The sequence below is a fragment of the Novosphingobium sediminis genome (assembly GCF_007991615.1).
Lineage (GTDB): Bacteria > Pseudomonadota > Alphaproteobacteria > Sphingomonadales > Sphingomonadaceae > Novosphingobium > Novosphingobium sediminis.
In genome coordinates this window covers 1-20,636 of sequence record NZ_BJYR01000014.1, presented here as the reverse complement: position 1 = coordinate 20,636, position 20,636 = coordinate 1, and the positions used below count along the sequence as shown (strand labels likewise).

21 protein-coding genes are annotated in these 20,636 nt (G+C 65.4%); 9 read left to right on the top strand and 12 right to left on the bottom strand.

The window, feature by feature from the left end; genetic code table 11:
- Positions 1-38 precede the first annotated feature (38 nt).
- The 3 genes from NSE01_RS11135 (at position 39) to NSE01_RS11125 (ending at position 3,559) form a co-directional block, all read left to right on the top strand.
- On the top strand, positions 39-953 hold the full coding sequence (locus NSE01_RS11135; RefSeq protein ID WP_147159684.1) for a sulfite exporter TauE/SafE family protein: 915 nt from the start codon (positions 39-41) through the stop codon (positions 951-953).
- On the top strand, positions 950-1,708 hold the full coding sequence (locus NSE01_RS11130) for a TIGR02186 family protein (RefSeq protein ID WP_371863212.1): 759 nt from the start codon (positions 950-952) through the stop codon (positions 1,706-1,708). Before NSE01_RS11135 ends, NSE01_RS11130 begins: the two co-directional genes overlap by 4 nt.
- A 117-nt stretch (positions 1,709-1,825) precedes the next feature.
- Positions 1,826-3,559, top strand: coding sequence for an ATP-binding protein (locus NSE01_RS11125; protein ID WP_174812035.1), 1,734 nt, complete (start codon positions 1,826-1,828; stop codon positions 3,557-3,559).
- A 57-nt stretch (positions 3,560-3,616) separates the two neighbouring features.
- Here NSE01_RS11125 and NSE01_RS11120 read toward each other — a convergent pair whose 3' ends face one another.
- Genes NSE01_RS11120 through NSE01_RS11110 form a run of 3 tightly spaced genes read right to left on the bottom strand, consistent with a single transcriptional unit; the run spans position 3,617 to position 5,991 of the window.
- A complete protein-coding gene (locus NSE01_RS11120; RefSeq protein WP_147159683.1) occupies positions 3,617-4,579 on the bottom strand; it encodes an ornithine cyclodeaminase family protein in 963 nt (320 codons plus the stop codon).
- Entirely contained in the window at positions 4,576-5,454 is an 879-nt protein-coding gene (locus NSE01_RS11115; protein WP_147159682.1) for a PhzF family phenazine biosynthesis protein, read from the bottom strand. Before NSE01_RS11115 ends, NSE01_RS11120 begins: the two co-directional genes overlap by 4 nt.
- A gap of 15 nt (positions 5,455-5,469) precedes the next feature.
- Positions 5,470-5,991 carry an ester cyclase gene (locus NSE01_RS11110; protein WP_218033268.1) on the bottom strand — a complete coding sequence of 174 codons (522 nt, stop codon included), beginning with the start codon at positions 5,989-5,991 and terminating at the stop codon, positions 5,470-5,472.
- 145 nt (positions 5,992-6,136) lie between these two features.
- Here NSE01_RS11110 and NSE01_RS11105 point away from each other — a divergent pair, with 145 nt between their 5' ends.
- The gene (locus NSE01_RS11105) at positions 6,137-7,024 is read left to right on the top strand and encodes a LysR substrate-binding domain-containing protein (protein ID WP_147159681.1); all 888 of its coding nucleotides are present in this window, start codon (positions 6,137-6,139) and stop codon (positions 7,022-7,024) included.
- On the opposite strand, the gene NSE01_RS11100 is transcribed toward NSE01_RS11105, so the two are convergent.
- The 3 genes from NSE01_RS11100 to NSE01_RS11090 are packed head-to-tail and all read right to left on the bottom strand — an operon-like array spanning position 7,021 to position 9,549.
- Positions 7,021-8,466: an MATE family efflux transporter gene (locus NSE01_RS11100; protein ID WP_147159735.1), complete on the bottom strand. Its 1,446-nt coding sequence runs from the start codon at positions 8,464-8,466 to the stop codon at positions 7,021-7,023. The genes NSE01_RS11105 and NSE01_RS11100 overlap by 4 nt on opposite strands.
- Positions 8,467-8,518: 52 nt before the next feature.
- On the bottom strand, positions 8,519-9,037 hold the full coding sequence (locus NSE01_RS11095) for a YceD family protein (protein ID WP_147159680.1): 519 nt from the start codon (positions 9,035-9,037) through the stop codon (positions 8,519-8,521).
- Positions 9,034-9,549 (bottom strand): ubiquinol-cytochrome C chaperone family protein, encoded by a 516-nt coding sequence (locus NSE01_RS11090; protein ID WP_147159679.1) that lies wholly within the window; start codon positions 9,547-9,549, stop codon positions 9,034-9,036. The genes NSE01_RS11095 and NSE01_RS11090 overlap by 4 nt, the downstream gene beginning before the upstream one ends.
- A gap of 190 nt (positions 9,550-9,739) precedes the next feature.
- Between NSE01_RS11090 and NSE01_RS11085 the strand changes: the two genes are divergently transcribed.
- The 3 genes from NSE01_RS11085 (at position 9,740) to hslU (ending at position 12,254) form a co-directional block, all read left to right on the top strand.
- Positions 9,740-10,246: an outer membrane protein assembly factor BamE gene (locus NSE01_RS11085; RefSeq protein WP_147159678.1), complete on the top strand. Its 507-nt coding sequence runs from the start codon at positions 9,740-9,742 to the stop codon at positions 10,244-10,246.
- Between the two features lie 44 nt (positions 10,247-10,290).
- Entirely contained in the window at positions 10,291-10,848 is a 558-nt protein-coding gene (gene hslV, locus NSE01_RS11080) for an ATP-dependent protease subunit HslV (RefSeq protein WP_147159677.1), read from the top strand.
- Between the two features lie 104 nt (positions 10,849-10,952).
- Positions 10,953-12,254, top strand: a complete 1,302-nt coding sequence (gene hslU, locus NSE01_RS11075; RefSeq protein ID WP_147159676.1) for an ATP-dependent protease ATPase subunit HslU — start codon at positions 10,953-10,955, stop codon at positions 12,252-12,254.
- A gap of 117 nt (positions 12,255-12,371) precedes the next feature.
- Here hslU and NSE01_RS11070 read toward each other — a convergent pair whose 3' ends face one another.
- The gene (locus NSE01_RS11070; RefSeq protein ID WP_147159675.1) at positions 12,372-13,748 is read right to left on the bottom strand and encodes a peptide MFS transporter; all 1,377 of its coding nucleotides are present in this window, start codon (positions 13,746-13,748) and stop codon (positions 12,372-12,374) included.
- 92 nt (positions 13,749-13,840) lie between these two features.
- Here NSE01_RS11070 and NSE01_RS11065 point away from each other — a divergent pair, with 92 nt between their 5' ends.
- A complete protein-coding gene (locus tag NSE01_RS11065) occupies positions 13,841-14,041 on the top strand; it encodes a DUF1737 domain-containing protein (protein WP_147159674.1) in 201 nt (66 codons plus the stop codon).
- Positions 14,042-14,063: 22 nt separating this feature from the next.
- Here the strand turns inward: NSE01_RS11065 and NSE01_RS11060 are convergent, their stop codons facing one another.
- From NSE01_RS11060 to NSE01_RS11040, 5 genes are all read right to left on the bottom strand, one after another.
- Positions 14,064-14,717, bottom strand: a complete 654-nt coding sequence (locus tag NSE01_RS11060) for a hypothetical protein (RefSeq protein WP_147159673.1) — start codon at positions 14,715-14,717, stop codon at positions 14,064-14,066.
- 12 nt (positions 14,718-14,729) lie between these two features.
- Positions 14,730-16,580 carry an ABCB family ABC transporter ATP-binding protein/permease gene (locus NSE01_RS11055; protein WP_147159672.1) on the bottom strand — a complete coding sequence of 617 codons (1,851 nt, stop codon included), beginning with the start codon at positions 16,578-16,580 and terminating at the stop codon, positions 14,730-14,732.
- Between the two features lie 219 nt (positions 16,581-16,799).
- A complete protein-coding gene (locus tag NSE01_RS11050) occupies positions 16,800-17,714 on the bottom strand; it encodes an aspartyl protease family protein (protein ID WP_147159671.1) in 915 nt (304 codons plus the stop codon).
- A gap of 56 nt (positions 17,715-17,770) precedes the next feature.
- Positions 17,771-19,294: a lipopolysaccharide biosynthesis protein gene (locus tag NSE01_RS11045; protein WP_147159670.1), complete on the bottom strand. Its 1,524-nt coding sequence runs from the start codon at positions 19,292-19,294 to the stop codon at positions 17,771-17,773.
- A gap of 2 nt (positions 19,295-19,296) precedes the next feature.
- Positions 19,297-20,271, bottom strand: a complete 975-nt coding sequence (locus NSE01_RS11040) for a glycosyltransferase family 2 protein (protein ID WP_170233818.1) — start codon at positions 20,269-20,271, stop codon at positions 19,297-19,299.
- A gap of 173 nt (positions 20,272-20,444) precedes the next feature.
- On the opposite strand from NSE01_RS11040, the gene NSE01_RS21545 reads away from it, so the two are divergent.
- Positions 20,445-20,636, top strand: a 192-nt coding sequence (locus tag NSE01_RS21545; protein WP_218033267.1) for a hypothetical protein, incomplete at its 3' end; no start/stop codon positions are given.

Sequence of the window (20,636 nt, the reverse complement as noted above, 5' to 3'; positions counted from 1 at the left end):
TCCCAAGCGGCGACAGAGCGGCTAGCCTTGCCCTCAGGATGGATGTTTACCTCCCCATCGCGAATCTTTCGGTCAACGGCCTGGTCATCGTCGCGCTGGGTGCGCTCACGGGGCTGCTTTCGGGCATGTTCGGCGTGGGCGGCGGTTTCCTCACGACACCGCTGCTGATCTTCTATGGCGTGCCGCCCACCGTGGCGGCGGCATCGGCTGCAAGCCAGGTGACCGGCGCCAGCGTTTCGGGCGCGTTCGCCCATGCCCGGCGCGGCGGCATCGATTACCAGATGGGCGGCGTGCTCGTGGCGGGCGGGGTCATCGGCACGGGGCTTGGTGCGTTGCTGTTCCGGCTGCTGCAATCGCTCGGCCAGATCGATACCGTGATCAACATTCTCTATGTGCTGATGCTGGGCGGAATTGGCGGCCTGATGGCGCACGAAAGCCTTGGCGCGCTCAGGGCCGAGCGCAGCGGCAGGCCGCAGCCGCCCCGCAAGCGGCGGCACCATCCGCTCGTCGCCAGCCTGCCGCTGCGCTGGCGCTTCTATCGCTCGGGCCTCTATATTTCACCGCTTGCACCGCTGCTGCTGGGCATATTCACCGGCATTCTCACGATGCTGATGGGCATCGGCGGCGGGTTCATCCTCGTGCCTGCGATGCTCTACATCCTCGGCATGGGGGCGACGGTGGTTGTCGGCACCTCGTTGTTCCAGATCCTGTTCGTGACCATGGCGACGACGATGATGCACGCGCTGACGACGCGCGCGGTCGATATCGTGCTCGCGGTCATGCTGCTGATCGGATCGGTGACGGGCGCGCAGGTCGGCGCGCAGTTCGCGCAGAAGGCAAAGCCCGAGCAACTGCGCCTGATTCTCGCGGTAATCGTGCTGGGCGTCGCCATCCGGATGGCGCTCGGGCTCGGCTACCGGCCGGACGAGATCTACACCGTGGTGACACAGTGATCGGCCGCCTTGCCTTGCTGTTGCTCGCCCTGCTGGCGTGCACCGGCGCACGGGGGCCGATCCTGGTGCCGGAAATCTCGCAGCACGAGATCCAGGTGCGGCAGGGCTTTACCGGGGCGGATCTGCTGCTGTTCGGCGCGATCCTTACGCCCGAAGGCGCGCGTGCCGCGGGGGACTACGATATCGTCGTACTGCTCGAAGGGCCGGCGCGCTCGATCGTGGTGCGCGAGAAGCGCAAGGTGGCAGGCATCTGGATCAATGCCGAAAGCACCGAGTTCCGTTCCGCGCCGAGTTTCTATGCGATGGCTTCATCGCGGCCGGTCGGCTCGCTGGTCGATGGGAAGACGGCAGCGATCTATGAGATGGGCCTCAAATGGCTGCAACTCTCGCCGGTGGGGGTGATCGATCCGGTGGAGCAAAAGCGGTTTTCCGAAGGGCTGGTCGATCTGATGCGGCGGCAGGGCCTCTATCAGGAAAACGAAGGCGCGGTTAAAATCAGCGGACAAGTGCTTTATCAGGCGCGGATTTCCCTGCCGTCGAGCGTTCAGACAGGCACATATACCGCAGAAACCTTTGCCGTGCGCGAGGGCCGTGTGGTCGCCTCGGCGATCTCGCGCGTTACGGTTCGGAAGGAAGGTTTTGAACGGCTGGTGGCTTACAATGCCGAGCGTAACGGGTTCTTTTATGGCCTGTTTGCCGTGATCGTTTCGATCTCGATGGGGTGGATTGCCGGCCGACTTTTCGCGCTGATCTAGGAATTGCCGCGCTCCGATTGGCAAAAGCCTTCCGGCTGCGAATGCTTAGGCAGTTTTTAACCGTCGAAGGTTAGTCCTTGCCTACACGAAGCCGTGTCTGGCGGGGAACAAGTGGCAATGAGCGATATGAGCATCAACGGCCTGAATAGTGCCGGCAGGGCAACTCCCGCCGACCTCGCGGCTAACGGTGCGCGTCCAGCAGTCAGCAACGATGCACGCGGCGCGCCGCGTCCGGCTGCGGACAATGCCCGCCGCCCGATCGGCTATGTGCTCGAAGTTTCGGGCGCAGGCAGCGCCATCGCGCTCGATCTGACCCGGCTCGAGGAATGCATGGCGGACGGCGATCCGTCGATATCGCTGGCAGGCCAGGTCGGCAGCCAGCTCAAGGTTCGCGTCGGTACCGGCTGGCTGCTCGCCAGCGTTCGCACCCAGCGGCAGGACATGACTGCAGGCCACGACGGCGTGATCATCGCGCAGGTCGACTTCCTCGGCGAAGGCGACGAAGAGCGCCTGACCGGCAAGATCTACGGTTTTCGCCGGGGTGTTACGCGCTATCCGGTGCCCGGATCGCCGATCTACCCCGCCACCAGCACCGACCTTCGCCAGATATATGCCAGCGACGGACGCACCAACGTGACCATCGGCACGGTTTTCCCGACCCGCGATATCCGCGCCGGGCTTTATGTCGACGCGTTTCTGGGCAAGCACTTTGCGCTGCTGGGTTCGACCGGTACCGGCAAATCGACCAGCGCCGCCCTGATTCTCCACCGCATCTGCGAACTGGCCCCCGAGGGCCATATCGTAATGATCGACCCCCACGGCGAATACATGCAGGCCTTCCGCAATCACGGCCAGCTGCTCGACGTCAACAATCTCAACATGCCGTACTGGCTGATGAACTTCGAGGAGCACTGCGAAGTGTTTCTCACCTCGACTGGTGTGGACCGCCAGATCGATTCGGACATCCTGAGCAAGTGCCTGCTGCAGGCGCGGCACAAGAACCGGCTGGCGGAGCAGATCGGCAAGATCACGGTTGATTCGCCGATCCCCTATCTGCTCTCGGACCTGCTCAACATCCTCAACAACGAGATGGGCAAGCTGGACAAGGGCCATACTTCGGTGCCCTACCAGCGGATCAAGACCAAGATCGAAGAACTGCGCGGCGATCCGCGCTACCAGTTCATGTTCTCGGGAATGCTGGTGGGCGATACGATGGCCGAATTCATCGGCCGCGTGTTCCGCCTGCCCTCGCACGGCAAGCCGATCTCGATCATCGACGTTTCGGGCGTACCTTCGGAAGTCACCTCGACCGTGGTCGCCGTGCTTTCGCGCCTCGTGTTCGACTACGCGATCTGGTCGCGCGACGAGGAAACCCGGCCGATCCTGCTGGTCTGCGAAGAAGCGCACCGTTACGTGCCGGCAGAGAAGAACTCCAACGGCTCTTCGGTTGGCCGCATCCTGTCACGCATCGCCAAGGAAGGCCGCAAATACGGCGTTTCGCTTGGCCTCATCACGCAGCGGCCGTCCGACCTTGCCGAGGGCGTGCTGAGCCAGTGCGGCACGATCATCGCCATGCGCCTCAACAACGAGCGCGATCAGGCCTTCGTGAAGGCGGCGATGCCTGAAGGCGCGCGCGGCTTCCTCGATTCGATCCCGGCACTGCGCAACCGCGAATGCATCATCTGCGGCGAAGGCGTTTCGATCCCGATCCGCGTTGCGTTCGACGATCTGGCGGGTGAACTGCGCCCGGCATCAGCGGACCCTTCGTTCTCCGAATTGTGGGGCAAGACGGGCGGCGAGGAGTTTGCCGTCGAACGGACAGTTCAGCGCTGGCGCGCGCAATCGCGGTAACGGCGGGGACGCCTTCAGTGGCCGGGCTGCGCTGGCGTGTTCCGGCGCCCGGCAACGTCAGAGTTTCAGCGCCTTGAGCGCGGCGGTCACCGCCGCCACATCCTGCGCCCCGATCCCGACAAGCTTTGCGATCGTGATTCCATCCTCGGATGTCCGCCCTCTTGCCGGATGGGCAAGGACCTCGCCGATTTCGGCATGGATCAGCGCGGCACGGTCGGCATCGGTTGAAGCGGCGGCGTGAATATCGCCGTTGGCCATGGCGGTGGCCCGTTCATCTACAAACACCCGCGCACGTTGGAGGGCTTCCCGGTCGAGTTCGCATTTGGTGGGATCGTCCGCGCCCACTGCGGTGATGTGCTGGCCGGGGCGCAGCCACGCGCCGCGCAGGACTGGCTGGCGGGCGAGTGTCGCCGTGATGACCACTTCGGCGCTGCAGACGGCTTCTTCGGCAGATCGCGCGCGTTCGAACACCACATCGGGCAGCTCTGCGGCGAGACGGTCGATCAGCCTGTCTGCTTTCCCGGCATCGCGCGCCCAGACCAGTAGGCGCCTGAAGGGACGCTCGTGAAACAGCGCGAGGGTCTGCCACCAGGCCTGCACCCCGGCGCCGAGCACGGCAGCGGTCTCGACTTGCGCCGGAGCGAACAACCGCGCGGCAACGGCGCCAGCAGCAGCGGTGCGGATGTCTGAAAGGTAGTGCTCGTCGGCAAGGATCGCCCGTGTGTATCCGGTGAGGCTGTCGACCGCGGCAACGAAGCCGCCTTGCGGCGCACCGGCGGCAGCGTTTGCGGCAAACCACGGAGCGACCTTGACGATGAAGATCGCCTCGTCCTTGAGAACACCGGTCTTTACATAGACATCGCCGGCCGCCGCGGTTTCGCCCGGGACAAGCATGATCATCCCGTTATGCGCCTCGCCAATGCTGGTTCGGCGGAATGCATCGGCCACCGGCTCGATCAGCCCGGCAAACCCCAGTGCCTTGCGCAGTTCTGCGGCGGTGACGAATGGCGGCGCCTTCATGCGAGTGGCTCCGGGATGAAATCGAGCGCGCCGCGCCCGACGAACGCGACAGGCCCGCCGACGAGGACCCGGGTGATCGTCTGCCCTTCGCTCTCGGCTGATACTTCCAACTGGCTTGGCCGCCCGGCGAACCGGCCTTGGGCGAGAAGGAGTGGTTCACCCGGCTGCGTGATACCGTGCTTGCGGCAATAGGCGCCGACGACGCCGGCGGCGCTGCCGGTGGCGACATCCTCGACGATGCCATCGTTGTTCCAGTGCCGGATCTCGCGCGCGGCGGGATCGAGCAGGACGGCAAACTGCGCGCCGTGGCCCCGCAACAGCGCGGTGATGTCCGCACCAATTCGGGCGGTGCCGATGCGGTCTGGTCGCAGTGGGATCACCATGTAGTCCAGCCCTGTGCTGGCGAATTCGATCGGCAGCCGATCATCGAGATCTTCGGCGCCAAGTCCGAACGCGGCGGCGATTTCCGCGCGCGCATCCACCGTGCCCAGAAACCGGGGCGCTCCCTGATCGAGCAAGCCGAAGTAGCCACCTTCGCCATGCGTCACGCGGACGCTGACCTGCCGGTCGGAGAGCGCGAAGGTCCACTCGCCCGAGGTGGCCGGAGCGGCGCGGTGTTGCAACACGGCAGCCGCGCCGATCAGCGGGTGGCCGGCGAAGGCAAGTTCCTCGAAGAGATCGAAGATGCGCGCCCGCATGAAATTGGCCTCCCCAGTCGGTTGCAGGAAGATCGCCTCGAAATGGCGCAGCTCCTGCGTGATCGCCAGCAAGGTCGATGAGGCAAGATCGGGTGCATCGTGGAAGACGGGCAGGCTGTTGCCGCGAAGTGGAGCGTCGGCAAAAACATCGACGTGAACGTAATCAAGGCTGGGCATGGGGCGACCTGCGGATCAAGGATGAGTGGGGATTGGAGATTGCTCGGCGAGCCGCTGGAGCTGGATATCGAGCCCCTTGCGATCTTCGAGGATCCAGTATTCGGTGATCCGGCCGCTGCGGACGAGATAGACCGCAGCCGCGATTGAGGTCAGCGGAGCGCCGGTGGGGTGTTCGCCATTGACCGGGCCGACGTGATGGCCATGCTGGCGCCACCACACGAAGACCCGGTCTCCATCCGCGATCACATCTGCAACCTCGAGGGAAAACTGGCCGTAAGTTGCGAGAAATTCGCGGATATGCGCGGCATAGTCTTGCGGCGTGCGCACCACGGTGGTTTGGCCTTCCGAGGTCATCTGATGGGCAAGGACTTGCGGCGCGAAATAACGCGCGGCGGCATCGGGATCGCGCCCGGTGCGGACGGTATCGAGGAAGCCTTGCACGACCGCCTTAGGTACCTCTTGCGCGCGCGGACTTGCGCTGGCGGGTGCAGCCGCGCAGGCAATCATCATCACAGTCGTCAAAAGCGGAAACTGCATCGTCCATCGTCCTGTTGTTGCGGCCGGCATTTTCGCGCGTTTGTGGCGGGCGGACCAATTCAAAGCAGGTGCGGATGTGATCGATCTGGCTCATGAGTGGGCGGCGGTGTAAGGCCGTGAGCCATCCACCGGGAACGGGTTGTCCATGCGAAGATCGGCTACACTTCCGCCCCTGCCATCGCTGCGAGCTTTCGCTGCGGTCGGGCGGCTGCTCAGCTTTCGCAAGGCGGGGGAGGAGCTGCTCATCACGCAAAGCGCGGTGAGCCATCATGTGAAGCAGCTGGAGGATTACCTTGGCACTGCGCTGTTCGAGCGGCACGGGCGCACGATCTCGCTGACGCCTGCGGGGCGGTCATTCCTCGCGCGGGTCGATGCCGGTTTTGCAGCGATCGAGGCGGGGGTGCGCGAGGTGCGGGGCGATCCTTCTACCGTCCGGGTAAGCCTGCTGCCGTCATTCGCCGCCAATTGGCTGGTGCCGCGTCTGCCGCGCTTGCGCGCGCTCAATCCCGATATCGTGGTGGACCTCGATCCCAGTCTGGAAACCGTGGATCTTGGCCAAGGGACGGCTGACCTCGCCATTCGCTATGGCGCACCTGACTGGCCCGGGCTGGAGGCGGAATGCCTGATGCGCGAGGCGGTGACGCCGGTGCTGAGCGGCAACATCAAACCGCTGCGCGAGCCGCGCGATGTCTTGCGGCACACCCTACTGCTGAGCCGCCGTGAGACGGATTGGCAGGTCTGGGCAGAGGCCTGCGGGGTGGATCTGGCCGAGGCACGGACGCTGCAACTGGTGGACTACAACCTCGTGCTGCAGGCTGCCGCTGAAGGGCAGGGGGTTGCGATGGGCCGGCTCTCGCTGGTTCGCGAGCGGCTGCGCACCGGAGCCCTGATTGCGCCGCTGCCGGTGGTGTCAGCGCCGGATGGTGCTGCCTACTGGCTGCTTTGCGCGAAGGGGCGGGCGCCTTCGCGAAGTGCCGCAATTTTCAGGCAGTGGCTGTTGGCCGAAGCCCGGATGTTTGCTGAGGCGGCCTAAAGCGAAGGTGCCATGCGGCCCGAGCAATCGCCATCGGCCTGCGCTTCCTCGCTGCATTCGTCCTGATCGACGACGCGGGCGTGTTGGCGCCAGCCGGGGCGGCGATAGGCGTAAGTGGCCATCATCAGCGCGGCGGCGGAGCCGACCGGGAAGGACAGCCACAGCGCATCGGGGCCGAGCTTGGGGTAGGCGAGGGCGTAGAAACCGAGGCGGACCGGGTACATCGCGATGCCGAGGATCACGATCGGGGTGATGACGACACCGCCGGCGCGCATCGTGCCGAACAGGACGATGGTCATGCCGAACAGGATGTAGCTCCAGCTCCCGAGGAACTGGATGTGGCGCGCGGCATCGACCGCGGGGCTGGTCGGGCCGAGGAACAGGGTGAGCACCGGGCGGTCGAAGGCGAGCAGCAGCAGTGTCAGCGCGCCGGTGATCGAGACGTTGAGGATGAGCCCCGCGCGGGTGATCTTGCCAAGGCGGCTGACAAGGCCGGCGCCGATGGTTTGTGCCGCCATCGCGCTGAGCGCAGCGGAAATCGCCATCGCGGGCATTTGCAGGTAGGTCCAGACCTGCAGCGAGGCGCCATAGGCCGCGCTCGTCATCGCGCCTTCCTGATTGACGAGGCCGATGATGATGAGGCCCGAGGCCGAGATCATCAGCATCTGCGCGCCCATCGGCAGGCCCTTGGTGAGGATGTAGCGCAGCTCTGCGGGGTGCGGGATCAGATAGGCCAGTTCCCGCCCGCGCAAGCGCAGCGGCAGGCTCTTGGCATAGACGTAGATGATGAGGCCGGCCATCGAGACATAGGCGGCGATGGCGGTGGCGAGCGCGGAGCCTGCGATGCCAAGCGGCGGAATCGGGCCAAAGCCGCCGATCAGCAGCGGGTTGAGCCCGACATCGAGCACGACCGAGACGATCATGAAGCGCAGCGATGTCTGCGCGTCCCCAGCGCCGCGCAGGCCCATGCCCATGATGACGGTGATGGTGGACGCGGGCATCGCGACGAAGATCAGCCGCAGGTAGATGAGTGCGAAGCCGAAGATTTCTGGCGGGGTGCTCATCGCATGCAGGAGATGCGGGGTGAGCAACCAGCCGAGCGGCGCGAGGACAAGGCTGAGGCCGACGCAAAGGCCGATGGCGGTGCCGAAGGTGCGGCGCGCGGCATCGACGTTGCCTGCGCCGAACGCCTGCCCGACCTTGACCGTGGCGGCCATGCCGAAGCCGAAAACGGCGGCGAACAGCAGGAACATCACGACATTGGCATTGGCGGTGGCCGCGAGCGCGGAATCGCCGAGCAGGCGGCCGACCCAGACCGAATTGACCGAACCATTGAGTGCCTGAAGGATGTTCGAGGCGAGCGTTGGCGCGGAGAAGATCAGCAAGGTGGAGAGGATGGGGCCCTGCGTCAGGTCGCGGTGGCCACCCTTTGGGCCGCGCATTGGCCCCGCACCTGGCGTGGTGCGCGCGGGTGACGTGGGCTGGTCCACCGGATCAGTCCTTCTTCAGTGCCGCAAGGGCGGCGAAGGGGCCGGATTTGGCGGTATCATTGAGGCCATGTTCGGCGCGAAAGGCGTCCGCGTTCGGGCCTTCGGCAAAGGGATCTATGGCTAGCGCGAGGGTCTGCGCGATCGCTTCGCCGAGATCGAAGGCAGTGCCTTCATATTCGATCTCGTCGCAATCGTCGGCGGTGAGTTCGATTTCTTCGTCCGGCGTGATGGCACCCGCAGGAGGCACGAAGCGCATGTGGATGGGCTCGTCGATATGGACGGGCAAGTCCTCTGCCGAGACGCGGCAGGCCTGGATGACATCGGCAACGAGGCGGCCGGTGGCGGTCACCTGCTCGCCCTCACGCACGAGCTGGACAGTGGCCTCCAGCGCGGAAATGGCCGTTATACCGAAGCGTCCCGCAAGGCGGCGGCGGGCGGCTTCGTCGGCCACAAGCGTGAGCGGCGCATCGGTGATCTGGCGCAGATCGACCAGATGGCTGTATTCCGGCTCCGGCGCGGTCATCGTCCGATTTCTCCGGCAAGCACGCGGAAGCCGGGGACCAGCGCGAGCCCCGCCGCAAACGCGCGGGCGCGCTGGGCGGTGAGGAGCGGATCGGTGCCCGATGTGAGCGTGACATTGCGGCGGACGGCCTCGGCCATGGTGTCCTCACCACCGGCAAGGCCTTCCCGGTAGGCGCCGAGGCGGCCGCCGAGCGTTCCCATCAGCTTGCCGATGTGCTTGCCAACGACGACATCGCCCACCCCCTGTTCGCGCAGCTGGCCGTCCATGTCTTCGACGAACAGTTCGGTGAGCCGGGCGCTGGGAGCGATCAATTCTTCCTCGCGCTCCATCCGCAGCATGACGAGGCTGAGCACCAGCGTGATCATGTCGAACCGCCCGGCGAGCGTGTCAGCCACGCCGCAATCGCGGTACCATTCCTTCTCGCGCGCGATGGCGACGGTGCGGTGCCACAGTTCGCGCACCGAATCGCGATCATCCTGGCGAGTGCCGAAGAGGCGGGCGAGGAATGACATGGGGATGGCGTCCTTCTTGGCTTGCGGCGCGGTTCAGGGCTGGGAAAGCGGCTGAGCGCCATTGCAGTAACGCGCCGTGCACCGTAAGGCACGTGGCGATAGACGGCGATATAGGGTGCGCGGGCCAATTGGCAAACGCCCCGATGGGCACGGCGGCAACGTCGGCGGCCCGGTGAATTCGGAGTGAAGCATGCTTGGCAAGGGCTGGAACACGAGACTGCTGGCAGCATCGGCGCTGGGTGCGCTGACGCTGATGGCCGGCGGCTGCGCCAGCATCAAGGACCACCGTGGCTATCTGATCGATCCGGCGCTGACGGGTTCGGTCCAGCCCGGTATCGACAACCGCACTTCGGTCGAGCGGGCGCTGGGCCAGCCGACCTTCAAGAGCGAGTTCGGCAAGCAGATCTGGTACTACGTCTCGATCGACACCAAGCAGCGCCCGTTCAAACGGCCGCAGGCGAAAACGCAGAACGTGCTGATGGTGAGCTTCGACGAGAAGGGCAATGTCGCCTCCGTCGATCGGCGCGGCATGGAAAAGGTCGTCTCGCTGAACCCGGACGGCCACAAGACGCCGACGCTGGGCCGCAACCGCAGCTTCTTCGAGGATCTGTTCGGCAACATCGGTTCGGTTGGCGCGATTCCGGGCCAGGGCGGTGTCGGCGGCGGTCCGCAGGGTTCCGGTCCGAACGGCAGCTGATCGCTTCGGCTTGAATGGCAAAATGCGCCTCCCATATCGGGCGCATGACAGACTCCCATTCAGCCCACGGGCTCGTGCAGTGGCACGGAACGACCATCATCGGCGTCAAGAAGAACGGCCGCACCGTCATTGCCGGTGACGGGCAGGTTTCCATGGGCAACACCGTGATGAAGCCCAATGCGCGCAAGGTTCGGCGCATCGGGGAAGGCAAGGTGATTGCCGGATTCGCGGGCGCCACCGCTGACGCCTTCACTCTCTTCGAGCGGCTGGAGCGCAAGCTGGAGCAGCATCGCGGACAATTGATGCGCGCTGCGGTTGAGCTCGCCAAGGACTGGCGCACCGACAAGTACCTGCGCAATCTGGAAGCGCTGATGATCGTCGCGGATGCCGAGACGATGCTGATCCTTACCGGCAATGGCGATGTGCTCGAGCCGGAAGGCGGGATTGCCGCCATCGGTTCGGGCGGGAACTATGCGCTGGCGGCGGCGCGGGCGCTCGATCCCTACGAGGACGATGCCGAAAAGATCGCGCGGCGGGCCATGCAGGTTGCGGCCGAGGTCTGCGTCTTCACCAATGACCGCGTGACGCTGGAAGAAATCTGAGCGCGGCGGCTGCCGCGAACAAGCCCACCCCGACCCCTCCCGCAAGCGGGAGGGGAGAAGACAGGAAACGCCCTCCCGCGAGTGGGAGGGAAGTGAGAGATTCCATGACCGATACCCTTACTCCCAAAGCCATTGTTGCCGCGCTCGATGCGCATATTGTGGGCCAGCGCGATGCCAAGAAGGCTGTTGCGGTGGCGCTGCGCAATCGCTGGCGGCGGCAGAAGCTCTCGCCCGAATTGCGCGATGAGGTGACGCCGAAGAACATCCTGATGATCGGGCCGACGGGCTGCGGCAAGACCGAGATCAGCCGGCGGCTGGCGAAGCTGGCGGATGCGCCGTTCGTGAAGGTCGAGGCGACCAAGTTCACCGAAGTCGGCTATGTAGGCCGCGATGTGGAGCAGATCGCGCGCGACCTGGTTGAAGAAGCGGTGCGGCTGGAAAAGGACCGGCGGCGCGAAGCCGTGCGTGAGGCGGCGAGCAAGGCGGCAATGGACCGGCTGCTCAAGGCTCTGGTGGGCGACGGCGCGAGCGAAGCGACGCGCGAGAGCTTCCGCCAGCGGATCACTGAAGGCTCGATGAACGACGTCGAAGTCGAGATCGAGGTGGAGGATACGCCCGCCAAGCAGATGGAAATCCCGGGCATGCAAGGCGGGATCGGCATGATCAACTTGTCCGAGATGATGGGCAAGGCGTTTGGCCAGAAGCCGCTGAAGCGCCGCAAACTGCGCGTGGCGGATGCGTGGGACAAGCTGGTCGACGAAGAAGCCGAAAAGCGGATGGATCAGGACGATGTCGCGCGGGCGGCGCTCATCAATGCCGAAACGAATGGCATCGTGTTCATCGACGAGATCGACAAGATCGCGGTGAGCGACGTGCGCGGCGGTTCGGTGAGCCGCGAGGGCGTGCAGCGCGATTTGCTGCCGCTGATCGAGGGCACGACGGTCGCCACCAAGTACGGGCCGATGAAGACTGACCACGTGCTGTTCATCGCATCGGGCGCGTTTCATGTGGCCAAGCCGAGCGACATGCTCCCCGAACTGCAGGGCCGCCTGCCGATCCGGGTGGAACTGGCGGCGCTTTCGGAGGATGACTTCGTGCATATCCTCTCGTCGACACGCGCCAATCTGGTCGAGCAGTACCGCGCGTTGCTGGCGACCGAGCAGGTAGAGGTCGAGTTCACCGAGGACGCGATCCGTGCGGTGGCGAAGACCGCGGCGCAAGTGAACGAAACAGTCGAGAATATCGGCGCGCGGCGGCTGCAGACGGTGATGGAAAAGCTGCTCGATGAAGTGAGCTTCGAGGCCGAAGACCGGCGCGGGACGACGGTGACGGTGGACGCGGCTTATGTGAGCGAGCGGCTGGGCGGTCTCGCCGGGAATGCGGACCTTTCGAAGTATATCCTGTAATCCTGCAAGCGATCCCCGCTCACCCTGAGCTTGTCGAAGGGTGCTGGCGCGGCCGTTGCGGCTGATGCTTCGACAAGCTCAGCATGAGCGGGTCTGGTGGGTGAGGCGTAGGGGTTCCTAGCCCTCATCCTGCGCGAGCAGGCGGTTCAGCGCCGGTGCGAACAGGGCGATGGCAAGGCCTGCGCCGGTGCAGATCGCGGCATTGAGGAGCCAGAATGGGGCGGGGCCCATCGATTCGTAGAGGCCCCCCATCCAGCCGCTGAGGACGCTGCCGGCGGCAACGGCCATGTAATTCACGCCGACCAGCGTGCCGCGCAAGGACTGCGGGGCGCGGGTGCCGTAGAGGCCAAGGATGACGGGGGCGTAGTACATCGCGCCGAAGTTCGAGGTGATGTGGAATAGCAGCGGCAGCGCGATGGGCGCGCGGCCCTGCGCGTTGGCAAGCAGCGGTCCGGCGGCGAGCAGGCCGACGCTGAGGCCGAAGATCACGCTGCCGATGGCAAGCTTGGTCAGCACATCCGGTTCGCGGCCGCGCTTTGCCTGAAGGCTCCAGATCCACAGCACGAGCGGGATGAACAGGCCCGGCGCGAGGCCATCGAGCGATTGGAACCACGGGACGGGGACGGAGAAACCGCCGACGTCGAGGTTCACCGTGTCGCGCAGCCAGATATTGTAGACGTTCCAGATCTGCGCCTGCGCGGTCCAGTATCCGACGACGAGCGGCCAGATAAGGAGCAGGCCGAAGACGCGGCGGCGCTCGCCGGGGGTGAGGGAGGCTCGTTTGCCCGAAGGCGCGCGGGCGCGTTGCTGTTCGGCGGGGAGCCAGCGCTGGCCGGCGAGGTAGAGCGCGAGGCCGATCAGCATGCCAAAGCCCGCGACGGCAAAGCCCGCATGCCAGCCCCAGATCGCGGCGACGCTGCCGCTGAGGATCGGTGCGGCGGCGGCGCCGAAATTGATGCCGAGGTAGTAGTACTGGAAGGCGTTGACCTCGCGCGGGTCGCCATCGGCATAGAGCGACTTGATCTGCGCCGAGAGATTGCCGCGCAGGAGCCCCGCGCCGCACATCAGGAGCACGAGTGCGATGAGGAACGTGCGGTCAAAGGCGAGGGCGAAGTGGCCCGCCGTCATCATCGCGGCGCCGCCGCCGACTGCGAGCTTGCGGCCGATCACGCGGTCGCCCATCCAGCCGCCGATCAGCGGCAGGCCGGTCACGCAGGCGTAGTAATAGCCGAAAGTTTGCAGCGCGAGCGCCTGCGGGCTCAGCGTGCCCGAAAGGGCCTCGAGCGCGGCGCGATAGGGCGCGAAGCCGATGATCGTGGCGACGCGGTCTGGGTGCAGCAGCAAGTCGCCGGTCATGTAGAGCACGAGCATGGCGACCATGCCGTGAAACGAGATGCGGTCCCAGAACTCCGTGCTGGCGAGCACCCAGAGGCCCTTGGGCTGGCCGAACAGATCGCCGTTTTCGGGTGTACCCGCTGCCGTATTTGCGTCCATTGCTGCCCTCCGCGCGGCGGAAGGTGCCCCAAGCGGCGGAGAATGCAAGGATTGCCGGTGCGTCTCCGGGCTTATTGCCCTATGGTACGGGGATGTACACGACCCCCGATGACCGCCCGATCTACCGCCTTCTCACCGGAAAGGACGACCGCGCCTTTTGCGAGCGCGTTTCGGAAGCGCTGATGCAGGGCTGGCGGCTTTATGGTTCGCCCACGATCACGTGGGACGAGGAGGGCGGCTGCATGAAGGCGGCGCAGGCGGTTGTTTGGCACGAGGCCGATGTGGTGAAGTGAGCGCGGGCGGCTGAGCGCTGGCTCAGGGCTTGAACACCGTCAGGCTTTCCGGATCGAACTCGGGCCGGTCACCGGCGGACTGGAAATAGACGCCGATGCCGGAGAAGAGGCGCCAGTAGGTATCAGGCCAGGCGGAACGGCCAAAGGGACCGCAGGGCAGGTCCAGTGCGGCAGTCACGCGGGATTCGCTGGCGGCGAGATCGTAGACAAAGGCATCGTAGGGATAACCCTCGCCGCGCGGCGTGCGCAGGGCGCAGCGCTGGGTCTGGGGCTGGGGCAGGCCGGCGGAGGCGAGGGTGTAGACCGCGAGGTGCGCCGGATTGCTTTCGACGATGGTCAGCGCCTTGCGGCCCATGAGCTCGGTATTGCGGGCGGTTTCGGCATAGCGCAGCACGAGCGCGCCACCTTGCTGTGGCGTTACCGTGAGGCGGGCGGTCTTCTCGCCGCAGCGCTGTGCAGCGTAGAGCAGCCAGCGGCCGCCGGTGAGTTGGGCTTCCTGAGCGGTGACATCGCAGCCTTGCGGAGGAGCCCACGCGCCGCGTGGTAGCCGGGCGAGCGCATCGGCGCGGCAGAGGCCGGTACCGGGCAGCAGGCCGCCCTTGTCAGCGCAGGGTACCGGCGGCGGCGGCGCAAGTTCGGCCTGCAGGGCGGCAAGGAAGAGGGCGAGAGAGAGCATCGCCCGCCTTGCCTACTCCGCCGCTTCGCTGAGGTCTGCCTGCTCGGCGGCCTGCCGGTTCCACATCTCGGCGTAGAGGCCGTCGCGGCGCAGCAGTTCGAGGTGGCCGCCGCTTTCGACGAGGCGGCCCTGATCGAGCACGAAGATGCGGTCGGAATCGGCGATAGTCGAAAGGCGGTGCGCGATCGAGATCGTGGTGCGCTGCTCGGCAAGGCCGCGCATGGTGGACAGGATGTCCTGCTCGGTGCGGGTATCGAGCGCGCTGGTCGCTTCGTCGAAGAGGACGATGGGCGGGTTCTTGACCAGCGTGCGCGCGATGGCGACGCGCTGCTTCTCGCCGCCCGAAAGCTTGAGGCCGCGTTCGCCGACTTCGGTTTCGAAGCGCTTGGGGAGGCGATCAATCAGCGGCATCAGCGCGGCAGCGCGGGCGGCGGCTTCGACATCGGCAGGGCCGGCGCCGTCGCGCCCGTAGGCGATATTGTAGCCGATGGTATCGTTGAACAGGACTGAATCCTGCGGAACGATGCCGAGTGCGGCGCGCAAGGAAACTTGCGTGACAAGACGGATGTCCTGTCCGTCGATCAGGATGCGCCCGGCCTGCGGATCATAGAAGCGGAACAGCAGCCGCGCGATGGTTGACTTGCCCGCGCCCGAGGGGCCGACGATGGCCACCTTGCTGCCGGCGGCGATCTCGAGGTTCAGGCCATGGAGGATCGTGCGGTCCGGGTCGTAGCCGAACGTGACATTGTCGAACACGACTGTGGGCTGGCGGATCAGGAGGGCAGGGGCGCCGGGCGCATCCGCCACTTCCTGCGGCTCGTCCATCAGCTTGAACATGGCGGCCATGTCGATCAGGCCCTGGCGGATGGTGCGGTAGACCATGCCGAGCATGTCGAGCGGGCGGAACAATTGGGTGAGGTAGGTGTTGACGAAGACGACATCGCCTACCGTGAGTCGGCCCTGCGACCAGCCCCACACGGTGTAGGCCATCGCGCCCGCCATCAGCAGGTTGACGATAAGCGCCTGCGCGATGTTGAGCAGGCCAAGCGAGTTCTCGCTCTTCACCGCCGCATCGGCATAGGCGCGGGTGGCCTGCGCGTAGCGGGCTTCCTCGCGCGCTTCGGCGGCGAAGTACTTCACCGTCTCATAGTTGAGCAGCGAATCGACCGCGCGGGCCATGGCCTGCCCGTCGAGCCGGTTCATCTTCTCACGCAGGGCATTGCGCCATTCGGTAATCGTGCGCGTGGTCCAGGCATAGAGCACGACGGCGAGCGCGGTGGCGGCAACGAGCGGCCAGCCGAAGCTGATGTAGAAGATGATCGCGACAGCGGCGAGTTCGATCACCGTGGGCGCGATGTTGAACAGCAGGAAATAGAGCATCACGTCGATGCTCTTGGTGCCGCGCTCGATCACCTTGGTGACTTCGCCGGTGCGGCGGGCGAGGTGGAAGCGCAGCGACAGCTTGTGAAGGCGGCCGAACACGTCTTCTGCCAGCGCGCGGGTGGCATCCTGCCCGACGCGCTCGAACACGATGTTGCGCAGGTTGTCGAAGGCGACGCCGCTGAACCGGCCGAGCGCATAGGCGAGGACGAAGGCAAGCGCGATGGCGTAGGCGCCGCTGGTCGTGCCGGGGCCAAGGCCCTGAACGCCGCCCGGCAGGCTCATCGCATCGATGGCGCGCTTGTAGGCATAGGGGAGGGCGAGGGTGGTCGCCTTCGCCGCGAGGATCAGCAGCGTGGCGCCGATGATGCGTCGCCTGAGCACCGGGTTATCGCGCGGCCAGAGGTAGGGCAGGAAGCGGCGAAGCGTGCCCCAGCCATCGTGGCGGGCATCTGCAGTGTTGGTTGCGGTATCTGGCGGCATGAGCCTTCAGATAGGAGGTTTGGCGCGTTTCGCCAGTGCTTATGGGGTTTTTCCGCCTCTTACGCCTTCATCCCAACCCCGCTCACCCTGAGCTTGCCGAAGGGTGCTGGCACGACCGCCGCCCAAGATGCTTCGTCCTTCGGCAGGCTCAGGATGAGCTCAGCATCAGCGGGTTGGGGATGACGCCGGAAAAGCGGGGCATTCGTGAATGAAGGCACCTCAGAACCGGATCGGGATTTCCGCGTTGTCCGGCAGATCGAACAGGATCCGCTTGGTCGAAAAGTCGATGGCGACGCGGTGGAACAGCTTCAATTGGTTCATGCCCATGAACATCGCCGGGCGCTTCACCATCTCGAGCTTCTCGAAGGCGGGGGTATCGGCAAACACGAGCATCGAATTGCTCATCGTCATCGTGCCGAGCTTCACTGTGCGGGCCATGGCGATATCGGCCATGATGGTCTGCCCGGTAACGGACTGAAGCTCGGTCGTTTCGCCCTTGTGGCGGCGGGCCAGCGCCTTCTGCAGCGCGCGGTTACCGATCGAGGTATCGGAGCCGGTGTCGATCACGATATCTGTGCGGACGCCGTCGATCAGAGCGTTGGTCATGATGAGCTGGCCCGAGCGGCGCCTGGCCTGGACGATGATTTCGAACCCGCGGCTGCCGCCGAGCTGCATCGCATCGCCGATGGTCATGCGCTTCTTGGCGAAATCGAGGAGGACGCGCTGGTCTTGCAGACTGTCGAGCCCGATGATGCCATCCGCGCCGATATTGTTGCTTTCGAGCAGCGGGGCGGTGAGGCCGTAGAAGCTGCGGCGGCCGAGGTTGATTTCGTCGACTTCGACAAGATCGACGCTCTGCGTGCCGGCGATGCCGATGAGAAGGCCCTTGCCGGACATCGGCAACTGGAGCCGCGTGGCAATATCGCGGGCGAGCACGGTTCGTTCGGCGCCGGTATCGACGAGGAAATCGTAAGGGCCAGCCTGACCGATCCGGACCGGGACCGTCATGCGGTCGTGCCGATCGATATCGGCCTTGACGACGTCGACCGCGCCCGACCCGGCCTCTGCCGGAGGCACCGGTGCGGGTGTGGCCAGCGCAAGCGCGCCGGCTGATGCGAGTGCGAGCAGACCCATGGCGTCCTTCTCCTGCGCCGGAGCATACGCCTTTCCTTGGGCGCTGCCTATGTATTTCAGGGTCTTGCGGGTTCCACGCGGCGGAGGCGGATTGCGCCGAGAAGTTCGCCGAGAAGCCCGGTGATCTCGGCAAACAGCGAGTGGCCGATCAGGCGAAGTGCGATGAGCCAGAGCAGCGCCCCGGCACTGGCAGTGACCAGCATTTGCAGCGCGCCAGCCTCGGCCGGCGGCGCCCATGCGTGATAGCCCACCAGGACCGGCAAGATCGCGGCGGCGGTTACCACGAGGCTGCGCAGGTAGATGACAGCCAGCTCACGCCAGCGGAAACCGAGCAACTCCCGCATGAACGGCGCATAGATGAGCATGAACACTATGCCATGGCCAAAACGCGAGATGGCAACCCAGATCAGGCCGAATGGTGCCGTCAGCGCAAGGAGGAGCACCGATGCGGCGGTCTCGGCGAGGTTGCGGTGAAGCAGGCTGCGCATCCGGCCCAACAGCACGGGCAGATCGCCATTGAGCGGAATGGCGACATAGCAGAGCTGCGAGAGCGCGACCCAGCCAAGCAGCGGCGCAGCGGCAAGCCACCGCTCCCCATAGAGGAGGTGGATGATCGGCTCGGCGAGGACGGCGATGCCCGCCATCGCTGGCCATGTCACCCCGGTGTAAGCAGCAACCACGCGCAAGTATGGCGGGCCGAGCGGCTCCCCGTTGTCGCGTACGCGGCGGAAGGCGGGATAGAACACACCGGTTACCGCGCCCGCAACGAGCAGGCGCAGCTGCAGCGCAAGGCCCGAGGCGCGGGCGAACAGGCCGACCGCGACGTTGTCGATGAGGCGGCCGATGACGAGCTCGGGAGCACGGCCGGTGATCGAATTGCACATGGCCTGCGCGCTGTTGGTACCGCCCAGCCGGAACACCGGGGCCGCGCCTTCGATCCGCAGCGGCCACGGCAACATGAGCCCTGCGCGCCATTGGCTGACGATCAGCCGCGCCGCTTGCTGGGCAAAGGCGCCCCACGCGAGGGCCAGCGCGCCATAGCCGAACAGAGCCAGCGTGATCGCGACACCGGCATTGGCGATGGCGGAGCCGACCTCGATCATGGTGTTGGACTTGTAGTCCATCCGCCGCTGGCAAGTTGCCTGCGGAACGATCGCCAGCGGAACCAGAAGATAGGAGCAGGCGATCACCAGTGCCACCGGGCGCATCGCGGGATCGTGATAGAACGCGGCGATCGGACCAGAGGCGAGAATGGCAAGGAGCGCAATGCCCCAGGCAAAGGCGACCGAGACGGTGAAGGCGGTGTGGAGCTTTTCCGCAGTAAGATCGCGCTCGCCATTGATGTAGCGGGTGACGCCGAAGTCCTGCAGGAATGCGACGAGCGTGATCGCGGCAAAGGCAATCGAGAACAGGCCAAGCTCGGCCGGGGTGATGAACCAGCGCGCGAGGACGACGCTCGTGGCGAACTGGATCGCGAAGGAGGAGTATTGCGAGACCAACGCCCATGCAGCCGCGGTGCGGACCGACATGACGGGCGGCTGTTCGGCAAGCTCGGCAATGAGGCGATCGGTGCGGGTCATGCTCAGCCCTCGGATTCGAGGAAGCTGGGATAGACCGCGGATCCAGCCGCGCCGCGGCTGTGGGCGCGGCGGCGCCAGCGCAGCATCGGCCGGGCCAGTGCGGGGAAGAGTTGCCAGAGCATGAAGGAAAGCTGCCAGGTAATCCCGCCGACCTGACTGCGGGCCCGGTGAAGCGCGGCGAGCCCCCGCCTGGTATCGCCATCGACGATGCAATCTATCGCGTGCTCGAAGTCAAGCGCGGCGCGGCTGTCGGCAAGCAGCCGGTCTAGCAATGGGATCTCGGGCGCACCGGCCGGCAGGGCAGCGCGCGCTTTCTCATAGGTGCGGATATTGCCAAGCAGCATCCGCCCGGCATTGGCCGAGGCGCTGCCCGGACGGACGCGATATTCACCCAGCACTGTATCGATGTAGCGCGCAGTGCCGCCGATCATCATCAGCCGCACCCACAGATCGAAATCCTCCGACTGGGCCATGCGCGTATCGAAGCCGCCGATCGCGTCGAAGTCTGCACGGCGGAAGGTGGTGCCGATATAGACGTTGAACGAGCGGTCGAGCACCTGCGCCAGCGTGCCGTGCATTGGCTGCGGACGTTCCACGCAGGTGCGCAGCCGCGCGACCGCGCCGAAGATCAAGGCATTGCAGGTGACAAGGCGGACGTCCGGTTCGTTCTCGAGGATCGGCACGACCGCGGCGAGATAACCGGGACGAAACAGATCGTCGCCATCAAGGAGCGCGACGAGCGGCGCGGTGGAGGCGGCGATAGCAGTATTGCGCGCCGACGAGACACCGTGGTTCGCTGTCGCGAGAAAGCGGATGCGGGGATCGACAAGGAAGGGCGCCACCGCCCCCGCGACATCATCGGGCGCGCCATCATCGATGACGATGCATTCCCACTCGGTGAAAGACTGGCGCTGCAGCGACGTGAGGGCTTCGCCGAGAAGATGCGCGACACCATAGGCAGGCACGATCACGGACACGCGCGCATCCCCGTGCGCGCGCACGTCAGGAACACTCGCCCCTCCTTCAGTAGTTGCGGAAGGGGGCACCCAGGGGGAATCGCTGGTCATCTCCAATTCGGACTAACCCTGAGGCGCTTAAGGTTTTGCTTACGAAACCGAATCGTTTGGCGAATCTATGCGAATCCCCGGATTTGCTGGCGATTCTCGAAAGTAACTCGCTGGCGACCGGATTCTTCCCAATTGCGCAACATTCGCAAAGTGCCGAGTTTTCGGGGGGTTTGGGACTTGTTGCAGAAAAAATGCAGAAAGCCGTTGACGGGTCGGAACCCCCTACATATATGCCCCTTCACCGGCAGGGAACGGCGGTTTCGCTTCCTTCTCAA

What these genes read in the sequence shown, in the direction of transcription:
- NSE01_RS11135 (WP_147159684.1), top strand. Translation starts at nt 39, where the DNA reads ATGGATGTTTACCTCCCCATCGCGAATCTTTCGGTCAACGGCCTGGTC.
- NSE01_RS11125 (WP_174812035.1), top strand. Translation starts at nt 1,826, where the DNA reads ATGAGCGATATGAGCATCAACGGCCTGAATAGTGCCGGCAGGGCAACT.
- NSE01_RS11120 (WP_147159683.1), bottom strand. Translation starts at nt 4,579, where the DNA reads ATGAAGGCGCCGCCATTCGTCACCGCCGCAGAACTGCGCAAGGCACTG.
- NSE01_RS11115 (WP_147159682.1), bottom strand. Translation starts at nt 5,454, where the DNA reads ATGCCCAGCCTTGATTACGTTCACGTCGATGTTTTTGCCGACGCTCCA.
- NSE01_RS11110 (WP_218033268.1), bottom strand. Translation starts at nt 5,991, where the DNA reads ATGCAGTTTCCGCTTTTGACGACTGTGATGATGATTGCCTGCGCGGCT.
- NSE01_RS11105 (WP_147159681.1), top strand. Translation starts at nt 6,137, where the DNA reads ATGCGAAGATCGGCTACACTTCCGCCCCTGCCATCGCTGCGAGCTTTC.
- NSE01_RS11100 (WP_147159735.1), bottom strand. Translation starts at nt 8,466, where the DNA reads ATGCGCGGCCCAAAGGGTGGCCACCGCGACCTGACGCAGGGCCCCATC.
- NSE01_RS11095 (WP_147159680.1), bottom strand. Translation starts at nt 9,037, where the DNA reads ATGACCGCGCCGGAGCCGGAATACAGCCATCTGGTCGATCTGCGCCAG.
- NSE01_RS11090 (WP_147159679.1), bottom strand. Translation starts at nt 9,549, where the DNA reads ATGTCATTCCTCGCCCGCCTCTTCGGCACTCGCCAGGATGATCGCGAT.
- NSE01_RS11085 (WP_147159678.1), top strand. Translation starts at nt 9,740, where the DNA reads ATGCTTGGCAAGGGCTGGAACACGAGACTGCTGGCAGCATCGGCGCTG.
- hslV (WP_147159677.1), top strand. Translation starts at nt 10,291, where the DNA reads ATGACAGACTCCCATTCAGCCCACGGGCTCGTGCAGTGGCACGGAACG.
- hslU (WP_147159676.1), top strand. Translation starts at nt 10,953, where the DNA reads ATGACCGATACCCTTACTCCCAAAGCCATTGTTGCCGCGCTCGATGCG.
- NSE01_RS11070 (WP_147159675.1), bottom strand. Translation starts at nt 13,748, where the DNA reads ATGGACGCAAATACGGCAGCGGGTACACCCGAAAACGGCGATCTGTTC.
- NSE01_RS11065 (WP_147159674.1), top strand. Translation starts at nt 13,841, where the DNA reads ATGTACACGACCCCCGATGACCGCCCGATCTACCGCCTTCTCACCGGA.
- NSE01_RS11060 (WP_147159673.1), bottom strand. Translation starts at nt 14,717, where the DNA reads ATGCTCTCTCTCGCCCTCTTCCTTGCCGCCCTGCAGGCCGAACTTGCG.
- NSE01_RS11055 (WP_147159672.1), bottom strand. Translation starts at nt 16,580, where the DNA reads ATGCCGCCAGATACCGCAACCAACACTGCAGATGCCCGCCACGATGGC.
- NSE01_RS11050 (WP_147159671.1), bottom strand. Translation starts at nt 17,714, where the DNA reads ATGGGTCTGCTCGCACTCGCATCAGCCGGCGCGCTTGCGCTGGCCACA.
- NSE01_RS11045 (WP_147159670.1), bottom strand. Translation starts at nt 19,294, where the DNA reads ATGACCCGCACCGATCGCCTCATTGCCGAGCTTGCCGAACAGCCGCCC.